The sequence below is a fragment of the Cognatilysobacter lacus genome (assembly GCF_008274655.1).
GTDB lineage: Bacteria > Pseudomonadota > Gammaproteobacteria > Xanthomonadales > Xanthomonadaceae > Cognatilysobacter > Cognatilysobacter lacus.
Window position 1 is genome coordinate 1 of the sequence record NZ_VTRV01000018.1, and the last position, 20,453, is coordinate 20,453.

The following is a 20,453-nucleotide window of genomic DNA, read 5'->3' on the forward strand; positions in this document are numbered from 1 at the left end:
GATCTCCCCGCCCGCGCGCCCGCATGCGCGAACGTGACGAGGCCGCGGCTGCCACCGAATTCCGGCTGGCGCTGGATGAACACATGCTCGGCGCGGGCGACATGCTGAGCCACTGCACCGATCGGCTGCCGCCCGATGCATTCAGGCGGCTCAAGCGCGGCGAACTGTCGGCGCAGGAAGAACTCGACCTGCACGGCCTCGGCGCGGTACAGGCGCAGACGCTCCTGCGCGCGTTCCTGGCCGACGCGCGCAAACACGGGATCGGCTGTGTGCGCATCATCCACGGCAAGGGCCGCCGCGCCGCCGAGCTCGACAGCAGCGGCGCTCCAATCCTGAAGAACCTGGTCGACCGGGTGCTGCGCCAGCGCGCGGACGTGCTGGCGTTCCATTCCGCGCCGCCCGCGCAGGGCGGCACGGGCGCGGTGGTGGTGTTGCTCGCGAAGCGCTAGTCAGCGCGGCGCGACGGCTTTATGCCGAGTGGGCGGATTGATCCAGGTGACGCCGATGCCGCGGATGCGCGCCTGTTCTTCGACGCGCGCGATATAGGCGGTGTCCTGCTCGACCGTAGCGTGGCTGACTTTGACGGGGGCGACGTACGTCGATCGGTCGTGCATGCCGGCGCACCCGGCAAGCAGCAGCGTGGTCGCAACGACGCCGGCGATGCGGAATCTGGCCATGACCCTCTCCTGATGGAATCGGGGCGGCGCCCGCCCGATGCAGGCGTCAATGCGGTTATACGCCCGCGCCCGAGCCCACGACGGCGCCTGCAAACCCCACACGACGAACGGTCATTCGCGGGCGCGGGGCGGCTCTGCGACGTCGCCGAGCGCCTCCAGGACACACGTTGCATAGGTGCCCGGGGGGAGCGCGAAGCGAAGTTCGAGGACGTCGTCGCCCCGCCAGTCGAACCCGACGTCGGCGGGGCGCAGCCGCAGCGCGCGTCGCTCCTGCTCGAGGCCCGCCGCTTCCAGGCCGCGACGCAACTCCAGCGCATCCGGCCCGTCGAGCACGGCGTCCTCGAGTGCCCGGGATTCGCCCTCGCTTCGCAACGGCCCGCGACCCCACAGCGGCCCGGTGGGGTGGATGTCGAATTCGGCAAGCCGTTCGGCCAGCACCGGCGTGAACGGCTCGGGCCCGAAGATGCTGCGGCGGCCGTCAAGCATCCACACTTCGCCGTCGAGAGGCGCGGCCCAGCATTCGCGGCGTACACGCTCTGCCAGCACGCGATTGAACAGTTCGGATCGCGCGGCCGACAGCAGCAGGCTGCGCTCCTCGCGACGCACGCGTCGGCCGGCGAACATGGCGCGTGCCTGCGCGACGTTGTCGCCCGCGCGGCCGAAGCGTTGCTCACCGAAGTAATTGGGCACGCCGCGATCGGCGATCGCAGCGATGCGTGCCTCGATCGCCGCGCGCTCGCCGTCGACGTTCCGTAACGTCAGCACGAAGCGGTTACCGACGAGCCCGCCGCGCGCAAGTTTTCGGGCGTGCCGGGTTGCATGCAGCACGCGGAACGACTCGCTTTCCAGGCTCGCGACGTCCGGTGCATCGCGACCCGGCAGATGCACGCTGAAGCGCTGTCGCGTGACGGCGTGGCGGTCCTTGAGGCCCGCATAGCCGACGGCCATTTCCTTGACGCTCGCCCATTCGGCAATCCGGCGCGCGGCGAACACGGTGTTCATGCCGCGCTTTTCGACCTCGAGCAGCAGGTGCTCGCCGCTGCCGCTCGGATCGAACCCCGCGATCTCCTCGACGACGAAGTCCTCCATCCGCTCGCGGAACGTTGCCGTCAGTACCGCCGGGCCCAGCGCCCGCGGCAGCGGTGTCACGCGCTGCGCGCCAGCAGGCAGACCGCCATCGCGGCGATGCCTTGGCCGCGGCCGGTGAAGCCGAGCGTCTCCGTGGTAGTCCCCTTGACGCTGACGGCAGACACGTCGATGCCGAGGTCCGCCGCGATCGCTTCGCGCATTGCCTGGGCATGCGGCGCCACCTTCGGGCGCTCGGCGATGACGGTCGCGTCGACATTCACGACGTGCCAGCCGGCGTCGTCGGCAAGGGCACGGCAGTGGCGCACGAACATGCGGCTGTCGGCATCGCGCCAGCGCGTATCGGTCGGGGGGAAGTGGCGCCCGATGTCGCCCAGCGCGAGCGCGCCGAGGATCGCGTCGCAGACGGCGTGCAGCACCACGTCGCCGTCGGAATGCGCGACCAGGCCCTGCGAATGCGGTACCCGCACGCCACCGAGCATCACGTGGTCGCCGTCGCCGAACGCGTGCACGTCGAACCCCTGGCCGATGCGGAAGCTCATGCAACCGGCCTCGTGTCTGCGCGCCCGGCGCGACGCGCGAGCAGGAACTCGACGAGCGCGAGATCGGCAGGCGTCGTCACCTTGATGTTGTCCTCGCGCCCTTCGACCAGCTGCGGATGAAGCCCTGCATGTTCGAGCGCCATGGCCTCGTCGGTCACGACGAGCCCTGCGTCCAGCGCGTCACGCAACGCCTCGCGCAGGGTGCCGAGGCGCGCAAGCTGCGGCGTGAGTGCGCGCCACAGCTGCTCGCGCGGCATCGTGCCGGCGCTGCGCCCCTGCGAGGCGCGCTTGAGCGTGTCGCGCACGGGTGCGGCCAGCAGCGCGCCGTCGCCGTTACCGGCGGCCGCGGCAATCAGGCGATCGAGGTCGACCGCGTCGAGACACGGACGCGCCGCGTCGTGCACCAGCACGAGTGCGTCGTCGGTGACGTCATCGAGCGCATCGAGCGCTGCGAGAACCGACCGTGCGCGTTCGCTTCCGCCCACGCATGTGCGCACCGGCTTGCCGGAACGCGACGTCCAACCCGGCCAGTGCGGATCATCCGCAGCGATCGCGACCATGGCGCCGTCGACCGCGGGGTGCGCGAGCAGTGCATCGAGCGCATAGGCGATCAGCGGCAGGCCGGCGACTTCGAGGTACTGCTTCGGAATGCCGCCGCCGAAGCGGCTGCCCGCGCCCGCGGCGGGCAGCACAGCCCAGATCGCGGTCATGGCGCGCGCGTGTCCGCTGGTTCCGGCGCGGGCGCGGCAGGCGGCGGCGCATGGTCGATCACGCGGTAGAAGACTTCGCCCGGCCGGATCATGCCGAGCTCGCTGCGCGCGCGGTCCTCGACGGCTGCCTCGCCGGACTTGAGATCCTGTACTTCCGCCGCGAGTGCATCGTTGCGTTGGCGCAGGCCGCCGTTCTCGTGCAACTGCGCGTCTACCTGGCGCTGCAGCACGTCGACCGCTTCGCGCCCGCCCTCGCCACGCCACAGCCGTGTCTGCAGCACCGCCAGCATCACTGCCAGCAGCCCGATCAGGATCAGCAGGGCGTAGCGCGGCTGCGCCATGGCTCAGCGCTTCAGCGAAACGAAGGCATCGCGGCCGGCGTAGCGCGCGCCTGCGCCCAGCTGCTCCTCGATGCGCAGCAGCTGGTTGTACTTGGCGACGCGGTCGCTGCGGCACAGCGAACCCGTCTTGATCTGCGTCGCGGTGGTGGCGACGGCGATGTCCGCGATCGTCGTGTCCTCGGTTTCGCCCGAACGATGCGAAACGATCGCGGCGTAACGGTTCGCATCGGCCATCGCGATTGCTTCGAGCGTCTCGGTGAGCGTGCCGATCTGGTTGACCTTGATCAGGATCGCGTTGGCGACGTTCTGGTCGATGCCTTCATAGAAGATCTTCGGGTTCGTCACGAACAGGTCGTCACCGACCAGCTGCACCTTCGACCCGATGCGCTCGGTCAGCAGCTTCCAGCCGGCCCAGTCGTGCTCGGCCATGCCATCCTCGATGGTGATGATCGGATAACGCTGCGACCAGTCGGCGAGAAAGTCGACGAACTGCTCCGGCGTCAGGCGCTTGCCCTCGCCGGTGAGGTTGTACTTGCCGTTCTCGAAGAATTCGCTGGAGGCGACGTCGAGGCCGAGCAGCACGTCCTCGCCCGCCTTGTAGCCGGCCTTGCCGATCGCTTCGAGGATCGTTTCCAGCGCTTCCTCGTTGCTGCGCAGGTCGGGCGCGAAGCCGCCCTCGTCGCCGACGGCGGTCGACAATCCGCGGCCCTTCAGCACGGACTTCAGGGCGTGGAAGATTTCGGTACCCGCGCGCAGTGCTTCGCGGAAGCTGTCGAAACCGACCGGCAACACCATGAATTCCTGCAGGTCGACGTTGTTGTCGGCATGCGCGCCGCCGTTGATGATGTTCATCATCGGCACCGGCAGCATCACTTCGCGGCCGTTCGCCAGGTGCTGCCACAGCGGCAGCCGCTTGGACGCCGCGACCGCATGCGCATTCGCCATGGACACGCCCAGCAGCGCGTTCGCGCCGAGCCGGCCCTTGTTATCGGTGCCGTCGAGATCGATGAGCCGGCGGTCCACGCCCGCCTGGTCGTTCGCATCGGCACCCGCAAGTGCTTGCGCGATCGGCCCGTTGACGTTCGCGACCGCATGCGTGACGCCCTTGCCGAGATAGCGCATCCGGTCGCCGTCGCGCAGCTCCACGGCCTCCTTGGTGCCGGTGGAGGCGCCGGAGGGCACCATCGCGCGGCCGAAGCTGCCGTCGGCGAGCGTGACCTCGGCCTCGAGCGTGGGATTGCCGCGGCTGTCGAGGATCTCGCGGGCGTGGATCTTGGCGATCGTGGTCATTGTTGGCGCGTCGTCCTTAGACAGTGGATTCGAGGAAACCGTTGCGCTTGGTCACTTCGTCGAGCGCTTTCAGCGTCTCGAGAAGCGCGCGCATCTTCGGCAGCGGCCACGCGTTGGGGCCGTCGGACAGCGCCTTCGACGGATCGGGATGCGTCTCCATGAAGATGCCGTCGATGCCGACCGCGATCGCCGCGCGCGCGAGTACCGGCACGTGTTGGCGCTGGCCACCGCTCGACGTGCCCTGCCCGCCCGGCAACTGCACGGAGTGCGTGGCGTCGAACACGACCGGGCATCCGGTTTCGCGCATGACGGCGAGCGATCGCATGTCGCTCACCAGGTTGTTGTAGCCGAAGCTCGCGCCGCGCTCGCAGACCATGAGCTGCGTGTTACCCGTCGACCTCGCCTTCTCGACCACGGGCTTCATGTCCCAAGGCGCAAGGAACTGGCCCTTCTTGATGTTGACCGGCTTGCCGGCGCTGCAGACCTTGAGGATGAAATCGGTCTGGCGCACGAGGAAGGCCGGGGTCTGCAGCACGTCGACGACGCTCGCGACCTCGTCGATCGGCGTGTATTCGTGCACGTCGGTGAGCACCGGCACGCCCAGTTGGCGCTTCACCTCGGCGAGCACCTTCAGCCCTTCCTCGACGCCGGGACCGCGAAAGCCGCTGAGCGAGGTTCGGTTGGCCTTGTCGAAGCTCGACTTGAAGATGAAGGGGATCCCGAGCTCCGTCGTGATCTCCTTGAGCCTGCCCGCCGTCTCCATCTGCAGTTCCATCGACTCGATCACGCACGGGCCGGCGATCAGGAAGAACGGCTTGTCGAGGCCGACCTCGAATCCACACAGGTTCATCAGTTGCTCCGGGACGCGCATGTCGCGCGCATCGCAAGGATAGTGACGCAAACGGCGGCGATCACCCGCGCACTTCCGTAGCCGGCGCGCTGTTGGCGTGCGCCTTGCTCTCGCGCGCGGCGCGAATGAAGCCGATGAACAGGGGATGGCCGTCGCGCGGCGTCGAAAGGAATTCGGGATGCGCCTGGCACGCGAGGAACCACGGATGCACGTCGCGCGGAAGCTCGACCATCTCGACCAGCAGGTCGTCCATCGACTTGGCGGCGATGACCAGCCCCGCGTCTTCGAGCTGCGTGCGGTAGCGGTTGTTGAACTCGTAACGATGGCGATGTCGCTCGCCGACTACATCGCGGCCGTACATCTCGCGCGCGAGCGTGCCCGGCTTGAGGCGCTGGTCCTGCAGGCCAAGGCGCATGGTGCCGCCGAGGTCGCTCTCCTCGCTGCGTCGCTCGACATCACCCGACTGCGTGCGCCATTCGGTGATCAGGCCGATGACCGGATGCGGCGAGTGCTTGTCGTTCTCGGTGCTGTTGGCACCATCGAGACCGCATACATTGCGCGCGTAGTCGACCACCGCCGCCTGCATGCCGTAGCAGATGCCGAAGTACGGGATGCCGTGCTCGCGCGCGAACTTCGCGGCCAGCACCTTGCCTTCGAAGCCGCGGTCGCCGAAGCCGCCGGGCACGAGGATTCCGTCGACACCTTCGAGCGCGGCGATGCCCTGCCTCTCCACGTCGCTCGACTCGATCCAGCGCAGGTTGACGCGCGTGCGCTGGCGCAGACCGCCGTGCTTCAGCGCCTCGGCGACCGACTTGTACGCGTCCTGGTGGTCGACGTACTTGCCGACCACGCCGATCGTGACCTCGTCGACCGGATGCTCGCTCGCATCGAGCACGGCATCCCATTCAGCCAGGTCGGCCGGACCCGCCTGCAGGCCAAGGCGACGAATCACGATGTCGTCCAGCCCCTGCTCGTGGAAGAAGCGCGGCAGCTTGTAGATGTTGTCGAGGTCGACCGCCGAGATGACGGCCCGCTCGGGCACGTTGGTGAACAGCGCGATCTTGCGGCGATCCGAATCCGGGAGCGGCTTCTCGCTGCGGCAGAGCAGCACGTCCGGCTGGATACCGATCGAGCGCAGCTCCTTGACCGAATGCTGCGTCGGCTTGGTCTTGAGTTCGCCGGCCGCGGCGATCCACGGCACCAGCGTGAGGTGCATGAACAACGTCGACTCCGGGCCGCGCTCGCTGCGCAGCTGGCGGATCGCCTCGAGGAACGGCAGCGATTCGATGTCGCCCACCGTGCCGCCCACTTCCACCAGCCCGATGTCGTAACCATCGGTGGCATCGACGATGCAGCGCTTGATCTCGTCCGTGATGTGCGGAATCACCTGGACGGTGCCGCCGAGATAGTCGCCGCGGCGCTCCTTGCGGATCACGGTCTCGTAGATGCGGCCGGTGGTGATCGAATTCTTGCGGCTCAGGCGCGTGCGCACGTAGCGCTCGTAGTGCCCGAGGTCGAGGTCGGTTTCGGCACCGTCGTCGGTGACGTACACCTCGCCGTGCTGGAACGGGCTCATCGTGCCCGGATCGACGTTGATGTACGGGTCGAGCTTCATCATCGTCACGCGCAGGCCGCGCGATTCGAGGATGGCCGCGAGCGAGGCCGCCGCGATGCCCTTGCCGAGCGAGGACACCACGCCGCCGGTGACGAACACGAGCGGCGTTACATGGCTTGGCGAAGTCATGGGCAAGGGGACGCTGGAAACCCGTAGTTTACCGGTCGCCGCGCCGCGCCGCGACCTTCGCGCGGCCCGGAACGAAGACGCCCCGGCGCGGAGCCGGGGCGTCGAAGCCGGGATCGGGGCCTCAATTACTTGCGCTTGTGCGCGTCGCGCTTGGCCTTGCGGGCTTCCGCGGCCGCCTTCAGCGCGTCCTTGTCGTCCGCGATCGACGCGCCCTGACCGGTGCCGGCCAGCGCGTCGTCGGTGGTGACGGCGCCGGTTGCGGTGCCGCTGGCGGTGACCTCGGAGCGCACGGCCGCGCGATCGTTGCCGGTCACGGCCTCGGCGGCTCGCGCGGACGCGTTGAGCGCGCCCTGCGCATTCGCGCGTGCGGGTACTGCAGCCCCGGTCGAACCGGTCACGCTGCCGGTGGTTCCGGCGGCTGCGCCAACGGCGGCCGGAACCGCAGCCGTCGTGCTGGTGGCGGACTGCGCGACCGCGCCCGCCGTCAGCGTCGAATTCAACGCCGCCTTGTCATTTCCAGCCACCGCCTCCTGGGCCTTCGGGTTCGCCCTAGTCGCGCCCTTGGCGCCAGCACGGGCAGTCGAGCGACGCGCGCTGCCATGGGTGGCGGTCGACGTGCCGGTCGTGGCACCCATGGTGGCGCCGTTGACGTCGGCGTCGGTGGTGCCCGCGGTAGCGGACGCGCCCGTCGTATCAACGTCCGCGCCGGCGGTGACCGCGGAGTTCGCCGTCGCCGTAGGATTTTTCGAGACAGCCTCGACCGCACGATCCGACGCGCGCGGCGTCGGCGCCGTCGACACCGCTACGGGCGGCAGGGGCGGATTGGGAAGCGTGGCGGCGCGCGCAACCGGGGGCGCCACGGCCGCGCCGTGCAGGGCTTGGGCATACGCGGCGGGCACGGCGAGCGCAGCGATCAGGGAAGCGGCGAGGATGCGGATCTTCATGAGTCAGGCTCCTGGGGGACTGGGAGAAGAGTTCGGCGCAGGCAATGGCCGAAACCCGCCGCGGACCGTACCGGCGGCCGGTGTTCCCGAGTCGTGAAAGCCCCCTTAAACCGCGACACCCGACTGAACCGCCGATTCAGCCGCAACGGTCCCAGCTGGTGCGACGCGCTCTGTTAGCATTCCGACTAATGAACAAGCGCTATAACGCCGCCGACATCGAGGTGCTTTCCGGATTGGATCCGGTCAGGCGCCGCCCGGGCATGTACACCGACACCTCCCGCCCCAACCATCTGGCGCAGGAGGTCGTCGACAACTCCGTCGACGAGGCGCTCGGCGGCCACGCGCGGACCATCGAAGTCACACTGCACACCGACGGCAGCTGCTCGGTTTCGGACGACGGCCGCGGCATGCCGGTCGACATCCACCCCGAGGAGAAGATCCCGGGCGTCGAGCTGATCCTCACGCGGCTGCATGCGGGCGGAAAGTTCAGCGGCAACAACTACACGTTCTCCGGCGGCCTGCACGGTGTCGGTGTGAGCGTGGTCAACGCGCTCAGCACGAAGGTCGACGTGCGCATCCGGCGCGACGGCAACGAGTACCGGATGACGTTCAAGGACGGCTTCCGCGACTCCGCGCTCGAGGTGATCGGCACCGTCGGCAAGAAGAACACTGGCACGCGCGTGCACTTCTGGCCGGACCCGAAGTATTTCGATACGCCCAGGTTCAACCTGCGCGCCCTGCGCCACCTGCTGCGCGCCAAGGCGGTGCTATGCCCGGGCCTGACCGTGCGGCTGCTCGACGAAGCCACGGGCGAGCGCGACGAGTGGTATTTCGAAAACGGCCTTCGCGACTACCTGAAGGGCGAGCTCGGCGAGCGCGAGGTGCTGCCGCCGTCGCTGTTCGTCGGTTCGCTGACCAAGGAAACGGAAGTCGTCGACTGGGCGGCTGCATGGATTCCGGAAGGCGAGCTGGTGCAGGAGAGCTACGTCAACCTGATTCCGACCGCGCAGCACGGCACCCACGTCAACGGCCTGCGCACGGGCTTCACCGATGCGCTCCGCGAGTTCTGCGACTTCCGCAACCTGCTGCCGCGCGGCGTGAAGCTGGCGCCGGAGGACGTGTGGGACCGCGTGGCCTTCGTGCTCTCCATCAAGATGACCGACCCGCAGTTCTCGGGGCAGACCAAGGAGCGACTGTCGTCGCGCCAGGCCGCGGGCTTCGTCGAGTCCGCTGCCCACGATGCGTTCTCGCTGTGGCTCAACCAGCACGTCGACCTCGGCATGCGCATCGCGCAGCTGGCGATCGAGCGTGCGGCGGCCCGGCTCAAGACCGAAAAGATCGTGCTGCGCAAGAAGATCACGCAGGGGCCGGCACTGCCGGGCAAGCTTGCCGACTGCGCCTCGCAGGATCTTTCGCGCACCGAGCTGTTCCTGGTCGAAGGCGACTCCGCCGGGGGGAGCGCGCGGCAGGCGCGCGAGAAGGATTTCCAGGCGATCCTTCCGCTGCGCGGCAAGATCCTCAATACCTGGGAGGTCGCGTCGAGCGGCGTGCTCGCCTCGCAGGAAGTACACGACCTCGCGGTCGCCATCGGCTGCGACCCGGGCCGCGATGACATCAGCGGGCTGCGCTACGGGAAGGTGATCATCCTCGCCGATGCCGACTCCGATGGCCTGCACATCGCGACGCTGCTGTCTGCGCTGTTTCTCAAGCATTTCCCGGCGCTGGTCGCGGCGGGCCACGTCTTCGTGGCGATGCCGCCGCTGTTCCGCGTCGACGTGGGCAAGCAGGTGTTCTACGCGCTCGACGAGGAGGAGAAGCGGATCCTCCTCGACCGCATCGAACGCGACCGCGCCACCAAGAAGAAGGGCGCGCCGATGGGCGCGATCTCGGTTACCCGCTTCAAGGGTCTCGGTGAGATGAACCCGGACCAGCTTCGCGAATCGACGGTGCATCCGGACACCCGCCGGCTGGTGCAGCTGACCGTCGACGACGAGGCCTCGACGCACGCCCTGATGGACATGCTGCTTGCCAAGAAGCGGGCCTCCGATCGCAAGGCGTGGCTGGAACTCAAGGGCGACCTGGCGACGCTGGAGGTCTGAGGCGGCCCCGATTCGACGCGCGCCGGGGCGCATATCGACGGGTGGGAACCGCTCGAGGCCGACGCGAGCGACGGAGAAACCCGTCGTGATCGGCCGATGGGCGCAATTTCGGATCTCCTCCCCCGGCGCGGCAATCCGGGCCCTCCTGTCCCGGCAGCCGGTTGCATCGGACTGACCTTTTCACGCTCCTGCCGCTGGTCTGTACCCGGTCGTCATGCGCCGTCCGGCAGCCTGCGCTCGTGAACGCAATGACCATCCAGCACTCGGAGGCCCTCGACGTGGCCCGCGGCAACGCCCGCCACTCGACAGAGGCGCTCGCGCTCGACGCACGGCGCGCAGCCCGGGGCTTGGGCGTAGGTGCCGAAGAGCTGGGGGACACCCTGGACGTCGGCCCCGACATCGCCAATGCGATCCTCGCCGGCAGCGCGCGGATCGCGCCGGGGAGCGACCTGGCCGAGCGTGCGCTGTTGCTGGTCCGGCTCCACCGCGCCCTGGGCGACGTCCACGGCTCGGTCGAACGGATGCACGACTGGCTGCACGCCGACGAACCCGATCTGCAGGGCCGTCCGCGGGAGCTGATCCGCACGACCCATGGCCTTCGCCGCGTGGTTACGCACATCGAATCGCACTGCAAGGACTGCCTGTACTAGGGCGTCATGCGGCGTCGAGCACGCCGCGCAAAAGGCTCTCAAGCAGCGATTGCAGCCGCCTAGCGGCCGGCACATCGTAGGCGAGTGTCGATTCGTCCATGTAGGCACGCTGGCTGATCTCGAGCTGCACCGCGTCGATCCCTTCCGACGGGCGCCCGTAGTGGCGCGTGATGTAGCCGCCGCGGAAGCGACCGTTCGATACCCAGTCATACGTCGACTGCGCCGCGAGCGCCGCCTCGACGCCCTGCTGCACGGCGCCCACGCAGCTCGTGCCGCCCACCGTGCCGAGGTTGAGATCGGGCAACCTGCCCGGGAACAGGAACGGCAGGCCGCCGCCGCGTATCGAGTGCCCTTCCCACAGCACTACGCGAGCGTGGGCAGCGCGAAGCCGCGCGAGTTCACCGGCGATCGCCGCGTGGTACGGCCGCCAATACTGCTCGACGCGCTGGCGCACTTCCGCCTGGTCCGGCGCTTGCCCATCGAGATAGACGTCCTCGCCACTGAAGCATCGCGCCGGACACAGGCCCGTGGTGTTCTGGCCGGGATACAGCGACGTGTCGTCCGGCGGGCGGTTGAGGTCGACCACATAGCGCGAGTAGCGCGGCACCAGCAGCGATGCGCCCAGCGCGTCGCGCGCGAATGTGTAAAGGCGCGATACGTGCCAGTCGGTGTCGGGCGCGGCGCGCGCGTGGTCGTTCATCCGCGCCGCGAGCGCAGGCGGGATCTCGCTGCCGTCATGCGGCAGGCTCACCAGCAGTGGTACGCGGCCACGATGCAGCGTGTAAGTGTCGGTGGTCAGGACGTCGTCGGTCATCGCGTCGCCGTGCTCAGCGCATCAGCACGACTTCCTCGGCACTGGTCGGATGGATCGCGATCGTATCGTGCAGGTCATCGAGCGTGAGCCCGCGCCGCATCGCGACGGCGAAACCCTGCAGCATCTCGTCCGCGGCCTCGCCCAGCAGGTGCAGGCCGACGACGCGACGGTCCGCGCCCGTGCAGACGATCTTGAACAGGCTTCGCTGCGGCGAGCCCGCGAGTGCATGCAGCATCGGCCGGAAGCCCGAGCGCAGTACCTGCACGTCATCGCCGTAGGCGGCGCGCGCCTGCACTTCCGTCAGGCCGACCCGTCCGATCGGCGGGTGCGAAAACACGACGGTCGGCACGTCGTCCAACGCCAGCGGCGGCAGCTCGCGGCCTCCGAACAGGCGATCCATCAGGCGTCGCGCCGCGGCGATCGCGACGGGCGTCAACGCGGGCGACGGCGTGAGATCGCCGACCGCGTGCACGCCGGCGACGGCCGTGTGGTTGTACGCGTCGATCGGCACGAAGCCGGCGGCGTCGAGCGCGATCTGCGCATCGCCGAGGCCGAGTGCGTCGACATTGGGCCGGCGCCCGGTCGCGAACAGCACCTCGTCGACGGGGCTGCTCCACTCGCCGTGAGCGTCGCGCAGGCGCAGGCCGCCATCGGTGCGCTCGACGGCTGTCGTCGCCGTAGAAAAGCGGCAGTCCACGCCGTTCTGGCGCACGTCCTCGGCGAGCTGCGCGCTGATCTCTGCATCGAAACTTTCCAGCAGCCGCGTGCCGCGCACGCGCATCGAAACGTGGCTTCCCAGCGCCTGCAGCACGCCCGCCAGCTCGACCGCGATGTAACCGGCGCCGACCACCGCGACGCGCGGCGGCGCGCTGCGCCAGCCGAAGAAGTCATCCGAGGTGCCGCCGAGTGCCGCGCCTGGAATGTCCGGCCGCACCGCGTGCCCGCCCGTCGCGAGCAACACGTGGGTGGCGCTCAGCACCACGCCGTCATCGGTCGCCACGCGCCCCCCGCCGACCAGTCGGCCGCGCGTTGGCATCAGAACGATGCCGGCTTCGGCGAGCCGCCGCCGGTAGCCGGCGTGGATGCCTTCGATGTAGCGCTCGCGATGGCCGACGAACGTTGTCCAGTCGAGCCCACCGGGCTGCACGTCGAAGCCAAGTGCGGCGGCGTGGCGCAACTTGCCCGCCACCTCGGCCGCGAGCCACATCGCCTTCTTCGGCACGCAGCCCACGTTGACGCACGTGCCTCCGAGCGCGGCGGGTTCCAGCAATGCCACGCGCGCCCCGTAGCCTGCCGCGCGAAACGCGCCGGCGAGCCCGCCGGAGCCGCCGCCGATCACGATGAGGTCGAAGTCGGTGCTGGGCGCGTCGGCCATCGGGATCTGTTCCGGGTGTGTGATGGGTACATCGACCGGCCACGCTACGCGCCACGGGGTAACGCGACGTCGCAGCGTTCAGCGCACGAAGCGGTCGGGCCGGAACGGCGTCGGGTCGATCGCCGGGTGGCGGCCGCACAGCAGGTCGGCCAGAAGCTGCCCGGTGCCTGCGCTCATGCCGACGCCCATCATCCCGTGCCCGGTCGCCAGCCAGAGGCCGCGCCGGCCCGGTACCGGGCCGATCAGCGGGACGTCGTCGAGCGACATGGGCCGCCACCCGAACCAGCGCTCGCGCACGGCCGGACCGGTCGGTTCGCGAAGATATTCCGCCGCGCCGCGTTCGAGTGCGCCGAGGCGACGGGGGTCGAGGCGATCGTCGTAGCCGGAGAATTCCATCGTGCTGCCGAGCCGGTAACCGCTCGCCCACGCCGTTACGCAGACCGCGCGTTCGCGCAGCACCAGCGGCCGCGCCGGCACCAGCGAAGGCGGGTCGTAGGTGATCGAATACCCCTTGCCGGGCTGCATCGTGCGCGCCAGCCAGCCGATGCCGAGCGCTTCCGCCATGCGCGGTGACCACGCGCCGGCCGCGACCACGACATTCGCCGCCGTGATAGTGCCAGCGGAAGTCGAGACCGCCTGGCCGCCGTTGCACGGCTCAAGGGCGAGCGCCGGGCGATTCTCGTGGATTACTACGCCCCGCTCCCGGGCCACGCGCGCCAGTTCGGCGACATACCGATCCGGCCGCAGCGCGGCATCACCGGCGAAGCGGATGGCCCCGGCGACACCGTGCTTCATGGCCGGCTCCGCGGCTTCGTACGCGTCGCCTTCGAGAAGCTCGACCCCGATCCCCAGCTCGTGCAGCAGGGGCAATTCGCGCTGGCCGTGCTCGAACTGGCGGGGGTCGCGGAAGACGTAGTCCTCGCCGGTGGGCATGAACTCGCAGTCGAGCGCGTATCGCTCAACCCACGCTTCCAGCCGCCGCCGCGAGTCGTCGAGCAGCGACGCCTTTGCGAGCGCGCTCTGGCGCCAGTCGCGCGGATTGCAGCGGCCTCGAAGCGTCCATAACCAGCGCCACAGTGCCGGGTCCAGCCGCGGGCGGATGTACAGCGGAGCGTCCGGGGTGAGCATCATCGACAGCGCACGCAGCGCCATCCCGGGGGCGGCAAGCGGCGGCGCATGGCTGGGCGTTATCGTGCCGCAGTTGCCGTGGGAGCTGCCGCCACCCACGCGGCCGGCGTCCAGCACCACCACCGAGCGCCCCGACTCCACGAGTGCCAGCGCGCAGGCAAGGCCGCTCACCCCCGCGCCGACGATCAGCACATCGCAGTCGTATTGGCGGGGCGTGTCCATCGTGCTTCCGGCAGGTGGATCAGGCCGAGGGTTTTCGGCAGGCGCGCTTCCGGCGCGCGCCGGCGGAGCGACGCGATTTTGGCATGCCGCCGGTGAGGAGCCGGCGACTTTCCGGTTGTGCGTCACCTGGGCGTGCCCCCCTCGGATCAGGTTCCCAGTCAAATCCGGGTGACGCCGGGCGCTGAAACACGCATGGCGCGGCGCAACATTTCTGGCGCATTCAGCACGATTTACGTGGTGAACGTCTCATAAATAAACATCCGTGCTCACAGTACTGGCCGGTTTCCCTATGTTCGGCGTTAACCGATGCACGCCGCGCCGACAGGACGCCGCCGGGGTTGCCGAGGTCTTCCGCGCAAGCGGTCGAATCCCGCGTAGTCGTCCAAACCCACAACCGAGGTTTTCATGTCGAATCTGAAGTCGCGCATCCTCGCTGTCTCCGTCGTCGCCGCACTCGGCGCGTCGGCTTACACACTCGCCGGCACCAACAGCTCGCCTGCCGCGGACCATGCGCGTGGCCTGCTCGACAGCCACCGTGCCGAAATCGCCAGCGCCGACGGCGACGGCTTCACCGCGGGCGCCGTCCTCGTCGACGCCAACGGCACCGAGCATGTGCGGTTCACCCGCAGCTATCTCGGCATGCCGGTGATCGGCGGCGACTTCGTCATGCATTCGCGCAACGGGCAGCTGCAGTCGGTATCGAAATCGCTGAACGCCACGGCACGTCCGTCGATCGCCGCGCGCCTCAGCGCCAACGACGCGATCGTCGAGGCGGGTGCCCGGTTCGGCACCGGCTTCGAAGGCACTCCGACCGCACGCAAGGTGATCTACGCCCGCGGCAGCCGTCCGGTGCTCGCCTGGGAAGTCGTGATGGACGGCCTGCGCACCGACCAGACGCCGGTGTCCATGCACTACATCGTCGACGCCAACAGCGCCAAGCTGCTCGACCAGTGGGACACGATCGAAACGGCCGCCGCAAACGGCACGGGCAATTCGCTGTACTCGGGCCAGGTGGCATTGGCCACGAACTCGATCAGTGGCGGCTACGAGCTGCGTGACACCACGCGCGGCGGCACCTACACGACCGACTTCAACAACGGCAGCACCAGCAAGCCCGGCACCGGCACGATCTTCACCGACGCCGACAACACCTGGGGCACCGGCACGAGCGCCAGCCGCCAGAGCGCGGGCGTCGATGCGCATTACGGCGTCGCCAAGACCTGGGACTACTACCAGACGCTTGGCCGCAACGGCATCGCCAACGACGGCAAAGGCGCCTACAACCGCGTGCATGTCGGCCGCAACTACGTGAACGCGTTCTGGTCCGACAGCTGCTTCTGCATGAGCTACGGCGACGGCGACGGCGTCACCTACGGCCCGCTGGTGAACCTCGACGTGGCTGGCCACGAGATGAGCCACGGCGTCACCAGCCGCAGCGCCAACCTCACCTACTCCGGCGAGTCGGGTGGCCTGAACGAGTCCAACTCCGACATCTTCGGCACGATGGTCGAGTTCTACGCCAACAACGCCAACGATCCGGGTGACTACGAGATCGGCGAAGAGCTGTACCTCAACAACCCGGGCTACACGAAGGCGTTCCGCTACATGTACCACCCGAGCCTCGAAGGCGCGGGCCGTTCGGTCGACTGCTGGTACAGCGGTGTCGGCTCGCTCGACGTGCATTATTCGTCGGGCCCGTCGAACCACTACTTCTACCTGCTGGCCGAAGGCTCGGCACCGAAGACGTGGCCCAACGGCACGTACGGTTCCCCGACCTGCAACGGCTCGACGGTGACCGGCATCGGCCGCGACGCCGCGGCGAAGATCCAGTACCGCGCGCTGACCGTGTACATGACCTCGAACACCAACTACGCAGGTGCCCGCGTCGCGTCGCTGAAGGCCGCCACCGATCTGTTCGGCGCGGGCTCGGCCCAGTACAACGCGGTCGCAGCCGCGTGGAGCGCGGTCAGCGTCAACTGATCAGATCGATCCCGCTGTAAAGGAAAAGGCCCGCTTCGGCGGGCCTTTTTTGTTCGCCTCGCCATGGCTGGCGAGTCCGGCGGCCCGGACAGCCCGGAGAGGCGCCGGGCCGGTACTCGGGGCGCGGTCAGTGCTGGTGGCCGCCCTCGCCGTGCACGTGGCCGTGCTCGAGTTCTTCGGCAGTCGCCTCGCGGACTTCGACGATCTCGATCGAGAAGCGCAGGTCCTTGCCCGCCATCGGATGGTTGAGGTCGACGTCGACCACGGTCATGCCGACCTTCTGGATCGTCACCGCGCGCGGGCCGAAGTTCGTGTTGAGCACCACCTGCATGCCCGGCTGCAGCGGCTGCCCTTCGAAATGCTTCTTGGGCACGCGCTGGGTGAGGCCGTCGCGGCGCTCGCCGTAGGCCTGCGCGGCCGACACGTCGACGTCGAACTTGTCGCCGGCCTCGTGGCCCATCAGCGCTTCTTCGAGACCGGGGATGATGTTGCCGTGGCCGACCATGATGGCCAGCGGCTCGCGGCCTTCGGACGACTCCATCGAGTCCTGGCCCTGCTCGGCGACGTTGTAATGGAAGAGGACGACGCTGTTGTTCTCGATCTTCATGGAAATCCTGGTGGGCCGGCGACGGCGGGAACGGGCGGCAATGCCGGTCGTGGACGCGGCGGCTGGCGGTACGGGCGGTCTTGTCGGCCCGTGAACGACCCGTCAAGCTTGCCAACGATGGAAACACCGCATTATCCCGGCAAGCGTTTGCCCGCGCCAGCGAGTCTGCTCGTCGCACTGGCGATGCTGGCTGGCTGCGCCGCGCCGCAGCACGCGGTCCGACATTCCCCGCCCCGCCTCGTGCTGCCCGCGCAATGGCCGAGCATCGCCCCCGCCCGTCCCGATGACGCCAACGCCGTGCTGATGCGCGCCTTGTCGCTCGTGGGCACACCTTATAGATACGGGGGCAACACGCCCGAAGCCGGCTTCGACTGCAGCGGACTGGTGGGCTATGTCTTTCGTGACACGATCTCGCGCGCCCTGCCGCGCAGTTCGGGGGAACTGGCCACCGCCGGGGACGGAATCAGTCTCGAGCGCATGGCGACCGGCGACCTCGTCGTTTTCGGCGACGCCAGCACAGTCAGCCACGTGGGTATCTACGTCGGCGAAGGCCGTTTCGTGCATGCGCCGAGCACGGGCGGCACGGTCCGGCTCGATCGCCTGGACGGCCCCTACTGGCGCGATCACCTGCGTGGCGCGCGGCGTTTGCTGCGCTGATCGGCCGCGGGATCGACCGGCCGGACTACTGCCGGCATCACAACACTGAAGCCCGTTTCTGGGACAGCGGTCGCTGCTGGATACCCTCCACGTAACGACTTGCTAACCAAACGGGGCCGTCCGGGGGGCATGATGGCCCCGTGATGATTCAGTGAGACGCCGGTGATGATCCGAAACACGCTCAACCGCTCCTTCACGCGCGCCGCCCTTGCAGCCCTTCTGGCGCTCGCGTCGATCCCCGCTTTCGCCGATCCGGCGACCGGTGGAATGGGTGCGGACAGCGCTGACAGCCCGGTCGACTCGCACGCGGCGTTGCCCGAATCCATGACGCTCTCCGACCGCGCGCTCATGCTCGCCTCGGACATCAACCGCCTCATCGTCCCCGGCGCCCGCAACACGGGACCGTCCCCGACGCCGGCCACGGGCCGAGTGCAGAGTGTCCTCTCGCGCGCGTTCGCGCTGCTCGGCACGCCGTACCGCTGGGGTGGCACCTCGACCGAAGGCTTCGATTGCAGCGGCCTGGTCGGCTACGTGTTCCGCAACGCGCTTGGCATCGACCTGCCGCGAGTCGCCCGCGACCAGGCGCAGACCGGCACGCAGGTCGACCGCAGCCAGCTCACCGCGGGCGACCTCGTGTTCTTCAGCACCCACAGCGGTGGCGTCGACCACGTCGGGATCTACATCGGCGAAGGCAAGTTCCTGCACGCCCCGCGCACCGGTCGCGACGTCACGGTGTCGAGCCTCGACGGCGGCTACTGGAATGCCAGGTTCGTACAAGCGCGTCGCGTCGCCGGCATCTGACCCGCGCCAGCGATCGCCCCGCGAAGGCCGCCTCCGGGCGGCCTTCCGCGTTTCAGGCCCGGCTCGACGGCAGGCTTTCGATCATGGGTTCGATCGCCTTGCTCAGCGCCATTACCTGTTGCGCGTAGTCGGCAAGGCGGCGGTCGTCCTCGTCCGTTGGCGTCCACGCCGGAACCGGTACGGGCCTGCCTTCCGGGGCATCGAGCGCGACGAAGACGATCACGCAGTGCGCGCACAGGCGGTCGCCGGTGGCCGCGTCCTTCGGGTCGCGTGCGCGCACCTCGACGGCGAAGTGCATGCTGGTCGTGCCGGTATGTACGAGTTCGGCGCGCAGGGTGACGAGGTCGGAGATGCGGATCGGCGCGATGAAGCGGATGCCGCCGACGGCTACGGTCACCGAGTAGTGACCGCTCCAGGCCACCGCGGCCGCGTAGCCGGCCTGGTCGATCCATTTCATGACGGCGCCGCCATGCACCTTGCCGCCGTAGTTGACGTCGGTGGGTTGTGCCAGGAAACGCAGGGTCAGTTCGCGGTCGCTCATGGGCGACGGTGTACCACAGCCGCTGCGATCAGGCCGCTTCGGCTTCCGCGTCGATGCCGATATCGGTGCGGCCCGCGTTGTAGACGTCGATGTCCAGCAACCCGGTCTCGCGCGCGACCAGCACCGGCACCAGCACCTGCCCGGTCACGTTGGTCATCGTGCGCATCATGTCGAGCACGCGATCGATCGCATACAGGTACCCGATGACTTCGAGCGGCAGGCCGGCGGCGCTCAGCACCACCGTGGCCATCACCACCGCGGTGCCAGGCACGCCGGCCGTGCCGAAACTGCCGAGCACCGAGGCGACCAGCACGATGAGGTATTGATCCGCGGTGAGCGGAACACCCGTGTACTGCGAAATGAACAGCGCGCAGAGGGCCGGGTAGATCGCCCCGCAGCCGTCCATCTTGATCGACGCGCCGAGCGGCACGGCGAACGCCGCGTAGTCTTTGTCTACGCCCAGGTTGTGCGTGGCCGCGCGCAGCGACGCGGGCATCGCGGCGAAGCTCGACGAGCTGACGAACGCCACCTGCATCGCCGGGAACGCGCCCTTGAAGAAGCGCCACGGATTCAGCCGATGCGCGAGCAGCAGGCCGCCGTAGCTCAGTACGATGTGGAGCGCGCAGGCGATGTAAAGCGCGAGCACGAAGTTGCCCAGCGGCAGCAGCTTGGAGAAGCCGAATTCACCGACCAGCGCGGCGATGAGGCCGAACGTGCCGATCGGCGTGACCTCGAGGACGAAGCGGGTCACCTGCACCATGACGTCGCGGCCTTCGCCCATCAGCTCGCGCATGCGCGGCGTGCGTTCGCCCAGCTTCACCATCGAGAAGCCGAGCAGCGCCGCCCAGAAGATGACCGGCAGGATCGAGCCCTTGCCGGCGACCAGCACCGTCTCGCCGGCCGCGTTCGTCGCGGTGCCGATGCCGGTCATGGCATGGAAGGGATTCTCCGGCACCACCGACAACAGGACCTTCGCAACGCTCGGCACGTCCTTCGGCACGTACTCGGCGTCGACAGCGAGGTGTGTCACGCCGACGCCGGGCTGCATGATCGTTCCGACCAGCAGCCCGACGCCCACGGCGATCACCGCCGTCAGCGCGAACCACAGGAACGTGCGGCCGCCGAGCTTCGCCATGGACTTCTGCCCATGCAGCGCCGCAACCGCGTTCACCACGGCGAAGAACACCAGCGGCACGGCGATCATCTTGATCAAGCGCACGTACATGTCACCGAGCGGGCCGAACCATGTGGCGGCAGCGGGTCCGAGCGCCCAGCCCGCCAGCGCGCCCAGCACGAAGCCGAGCAGCACGCGCTTCCAGAAGCGGATCTTCAGCCAGGCGTGGACGAGGGACATGGCGCGGCTCGCAGGTCGATCGCTGCACCATAGCCGACGTA

21 protein-coding genes are annotated in these 20,453 nt (G+C 68.8%); 6 read left to right on the forward strand and 15 right to left on the reverse strand.

Translation table 11 applies throughout. The annotated features are described in order from the left end of the window. Window positions 1-449 (forward strand): Smr/MutS family protein (locus FW784_RS02890; RefSeq protein ID WP_149351860.1); only part of this gene is annotated, 449 nt, incomplete at its 5' end. On the opposite strand, the gene FW784_RS02895 is transcribed toward FW784_RS02890, so the two are convergent. The 9 genes from FW784_RS02895 to FW784_RS02935 all read right to left on the reverse strand — a co-directional run bounded on the left by FW784_RS02895 (window position 450) and on the right by FW784_RS02935 (window position 8,184). Then, the gene (locus tag FW784_RS02895; protein WP_149351861.1) at window positions 450-677 is read right to left on the reverse strand and encodes a hypothetical protein; all 228 of its coding nucleotides are present in this window, start codon (window positions 675-677) and stop codon (window positions 450-452) included. A 111-nt stretch (window positions 678-788) separates the two neighbouring features. Further along, window positions 789-1,826 carry a tRNA pseudouridine(13) synthase TruD gene (truD, locus tag FW784_RS02900; RefSeq protein WP_149351862.1) on the reverse strand — a complete coding sequence of 346 codons (1,038 nt, stop codon included), beginning with the start codon at window positions 1,824-1,826 and terminating at the stop codon, window positions 789-791. Next, the gene (ispF, locus tag FW784_RS02905) at window positions 1,823-2,305 is read right to left on the reverse strand and encodes a 2-C-methyl-D-erythritol 2,4-cyclodiphosphate synthase (protein ID WP_149351863.1); all 483 of its coding nucleotides are present in this window, start codon (window positions 2,303-2,305) and stop codon (window positions 1,823-1,825) included. The genes truD and ispF overlap by 4 nt, the downstream gene beginning before the upstream one ends. Then, entirely contained in the window at window positions 2,302-3,015 is a 714-nt protein-coding gene (ispD, locus tag FW784_RS02910; RefSeq protein WP_149351864.1) for a 2-C-methyl-D-erythritol 4-phosphate cytidylyltransferase, read from the reverse strand. Before ispD ends, ispF begins: the two co-directional genes overlap by 4 nt. Further along, the gene (gene ftsB / locus FW784_RS02915; protein ID WP_149351865.1) at window positions 3,012-3,356 is read right to left on the reverse strand and encodes a cell division protein FtsB; all 345 of its coding nucleotides are present in this window, start codon (window positions 3,354-3,356) and stop codon (window positions 3,012-3,014) included. The genes ispD and ftsB overlap by 4 nt, the downstream gene beginning before the upstream one ends. A gap of 3 nt (window positions 3,357-3,359) precedes the next feature. Beyond that, window positions 3,360-4,646 carry a phosphopyruvate hydratase gene (gene eno / locus FW784_RS02920; RefSeq protein WP_149351866.1) on the reverse strand — a complete coding sequence of 429 codons (1,287 nt, stop codon included), beginning with the start codon at window positions 4,644-4,646 and terminating at the stop codon, window positions 3,360-3,362. 16 nt (window positions 4,647-4,662) lie between these two features. Beyond that, on the reverse strand, window positions 4,663-5,496 hold the full coding sequence (gene kdsA / locus FW784_RS02925) for a 3-deoxy-8-phosphooctulonate synthase (RefSeq protein ID WP_149351867.1): 834 nt from the start codon (window positions 5,494-5,496) through the stop codon (window positions 4,663-4,665). A gap of 61 nt (window positions 5,497-5,557) precedes the next feature. Continuing rightward, entirely contained in the window at window positions 5,558-7,240 is a 1,683-nt protein-coding gene (pyrG, locus tag FW784_RS02930; protein ID WP_149351868.1) for a CTP synthase, read from the reverse strand. A gap of 125 nt (window positions 7,241-7,365) precedes the next feature. Beyond that, window positions 7,366-8,184 (reverse strand): hypothetical protein, encoded by an 819-nt coding sequence (locus tag FW784_RS02935; RefSeq protein ID WP_149351869.1) that lies wholly within the window; start codon window positions 8,182-8,184, stop codon window positions 7,366-7,368. A 188-nt stretch (window positions 8,185-8,372) separates the two neighbouring features. Between FW784_RS02935 and parE the strand changes: the two genes are divergently transcribed. Then, on the forward strand, window positions 8,373-10,283 hold the full coding sequence (gene parE / locus FW784_RS02940; RefSeq protein WP_149351870.1) for a DNA topoisomerase IV subunit B: 1,911 nt from the start codon (window positions 8,373-8,375) through the stop codon (window positions 10,281-10,283). A gap of 248 nt (window positions 10,284-10,531) precedes the next feature. Continuing rightward, complete coding sequence (locus FW784_RS02945) at window positions 10,532-10,933, forward strand: antitoxin Xre/MbcA/ParS toxin-binding domain-containing protein (RefSeq protein ID WP_149351871.1); 402 nt, start codon at window positions 10,532-10,534, stop codon at window positions 10,931-10,933. Window positions 10,934-10,937: 4 nt separating this feature from the next. Here the strand turns inward: FW784_RS02945 and hutG are convergent, their stop codons facing one another. The 3 genes from hutG to FW784_RS02960 form a co-directional block, all read right to left on the reverse strand. After that, window positions 10,938-11,747 carry an N-formylglutamate deformylase gene (gene hutG, locus FW784_RS02950; RefSeq protein WP_149351872.1) on the reverse strand — a complete coding sequence of 270 codons (810 nt, stop codon included), beginning with the start codon at window positions 11,745-11,747 and terminating at the stop codon, window positions 10,938-10,940. Window positions 11,748-11,760: 13 nt separating this feature from the next. Further along, a complete protein-coding gene (gorA, locus tag FW784_RS02955) occupies window positions 11,761-13,122 on the reverse strand; it encodes a glutathione-disulfide reductase (RefSeq protein WP_149351873.1) in 1,362 nt (453 codons plus the stop codon). A gap of 78 nt (window positions 13,123-13,200) precedes the next feature. After that, entirely contained in the window at window positions 13,201-14,472 is a 1,272-nt protein-coding gene (locus tag FW784_RS02960; RefSeq protein WP_149351874.1) for an NAD(P)/FAD-dependent oxidoreductase, read from the reverse strand. 414 nt (window positions 14,473-14,886) lie between these two features. Between FW784_RS02960 and FW784_RS02965 the strand changes: the two genes are divergently transcribed. After that, window positions 14,887-16,452, forward strand: coding sequence for a M4 family metallopeptidase (locus FW784_RS02965; protein ID WP_149351887.1), 1,566 nt, complete (start codon window positions 14,887-14,889; stop codon window positions 16,450-16,452). 127 nt (window positions 16,453-16,579) lie between these two features. Here the strand turns inward: FW784_RS02965 and FW784_RS02970 are convergent, their stop codons facing one another. Further along, on the reverse strand, window positions 16,580-17,059 hold the full coding sequence (locus FW784_RS02970) for an FKBP-type peptidyl-prolyl cis-trans isomerase (RefSeq protein WP_149351875.1): 480 nt from the start codon (window positions 17,057-17,059) through the stop codon (window positions 16,580-16,582). Window positions 17,060-17,176: 117 nt separating this feature from the next. On the opposite strand from FW784_RS02970, the gene FW784_RS02975 reads away from it, so the two are divergent. Beyond that, window positions 17,177-17,716, forward strand: a complete 540-nt coding sequence (locus FW784_RS02975; RefSeq protein WP_149351888.1) for an NlpC/P60 family protein — start codon at window positions 17,177-17,179, stop codon at window positions 17,714-17,716. Window positions 17,717-17,881: 165 nt separating this feature from the next. Beyond that, window positions 17,882-18,517, forward strand: coding sequence for a C40 family peptidase (locus FW784_RS02980; protein WP_149351876.1), 636 nt, complete (start codon window positions 17,882-17,884; stop codon window positions 18,515-18,517). Window positions 18,518-18,569: 52 nt separating this feature from the next. Here FW784_RS02980 and FW784_RS02985 read toward each other — a convergent pair whose 3' ends face one another. Further along, a complete protein-coding gene (locus FW784_RS02985; RefSeq protein WP_149351877.1) occupies window positions 18,570-19,058 on the reverse strand; it encodes an acyl-CoA thioesterase in 489 nt (162 codons plus the stop codon). A 28-nt stretch (window positions 19,059-19,086) separates the two neighbouring features. Next, on the reverse strand, window positions 19,087-20,412 hold the full coding sequence (locus tag FW784_RS02990; protein ID WP_149351878.1) for a dicarboxylate/amino acid:cation symporter: 1,326 nt from the start codon (window positions 20,410-20,412) through the stop codon (window positions 19,087-19,089). Window positions 20,413-20,453: the final 41 nt, after the last annotated feature.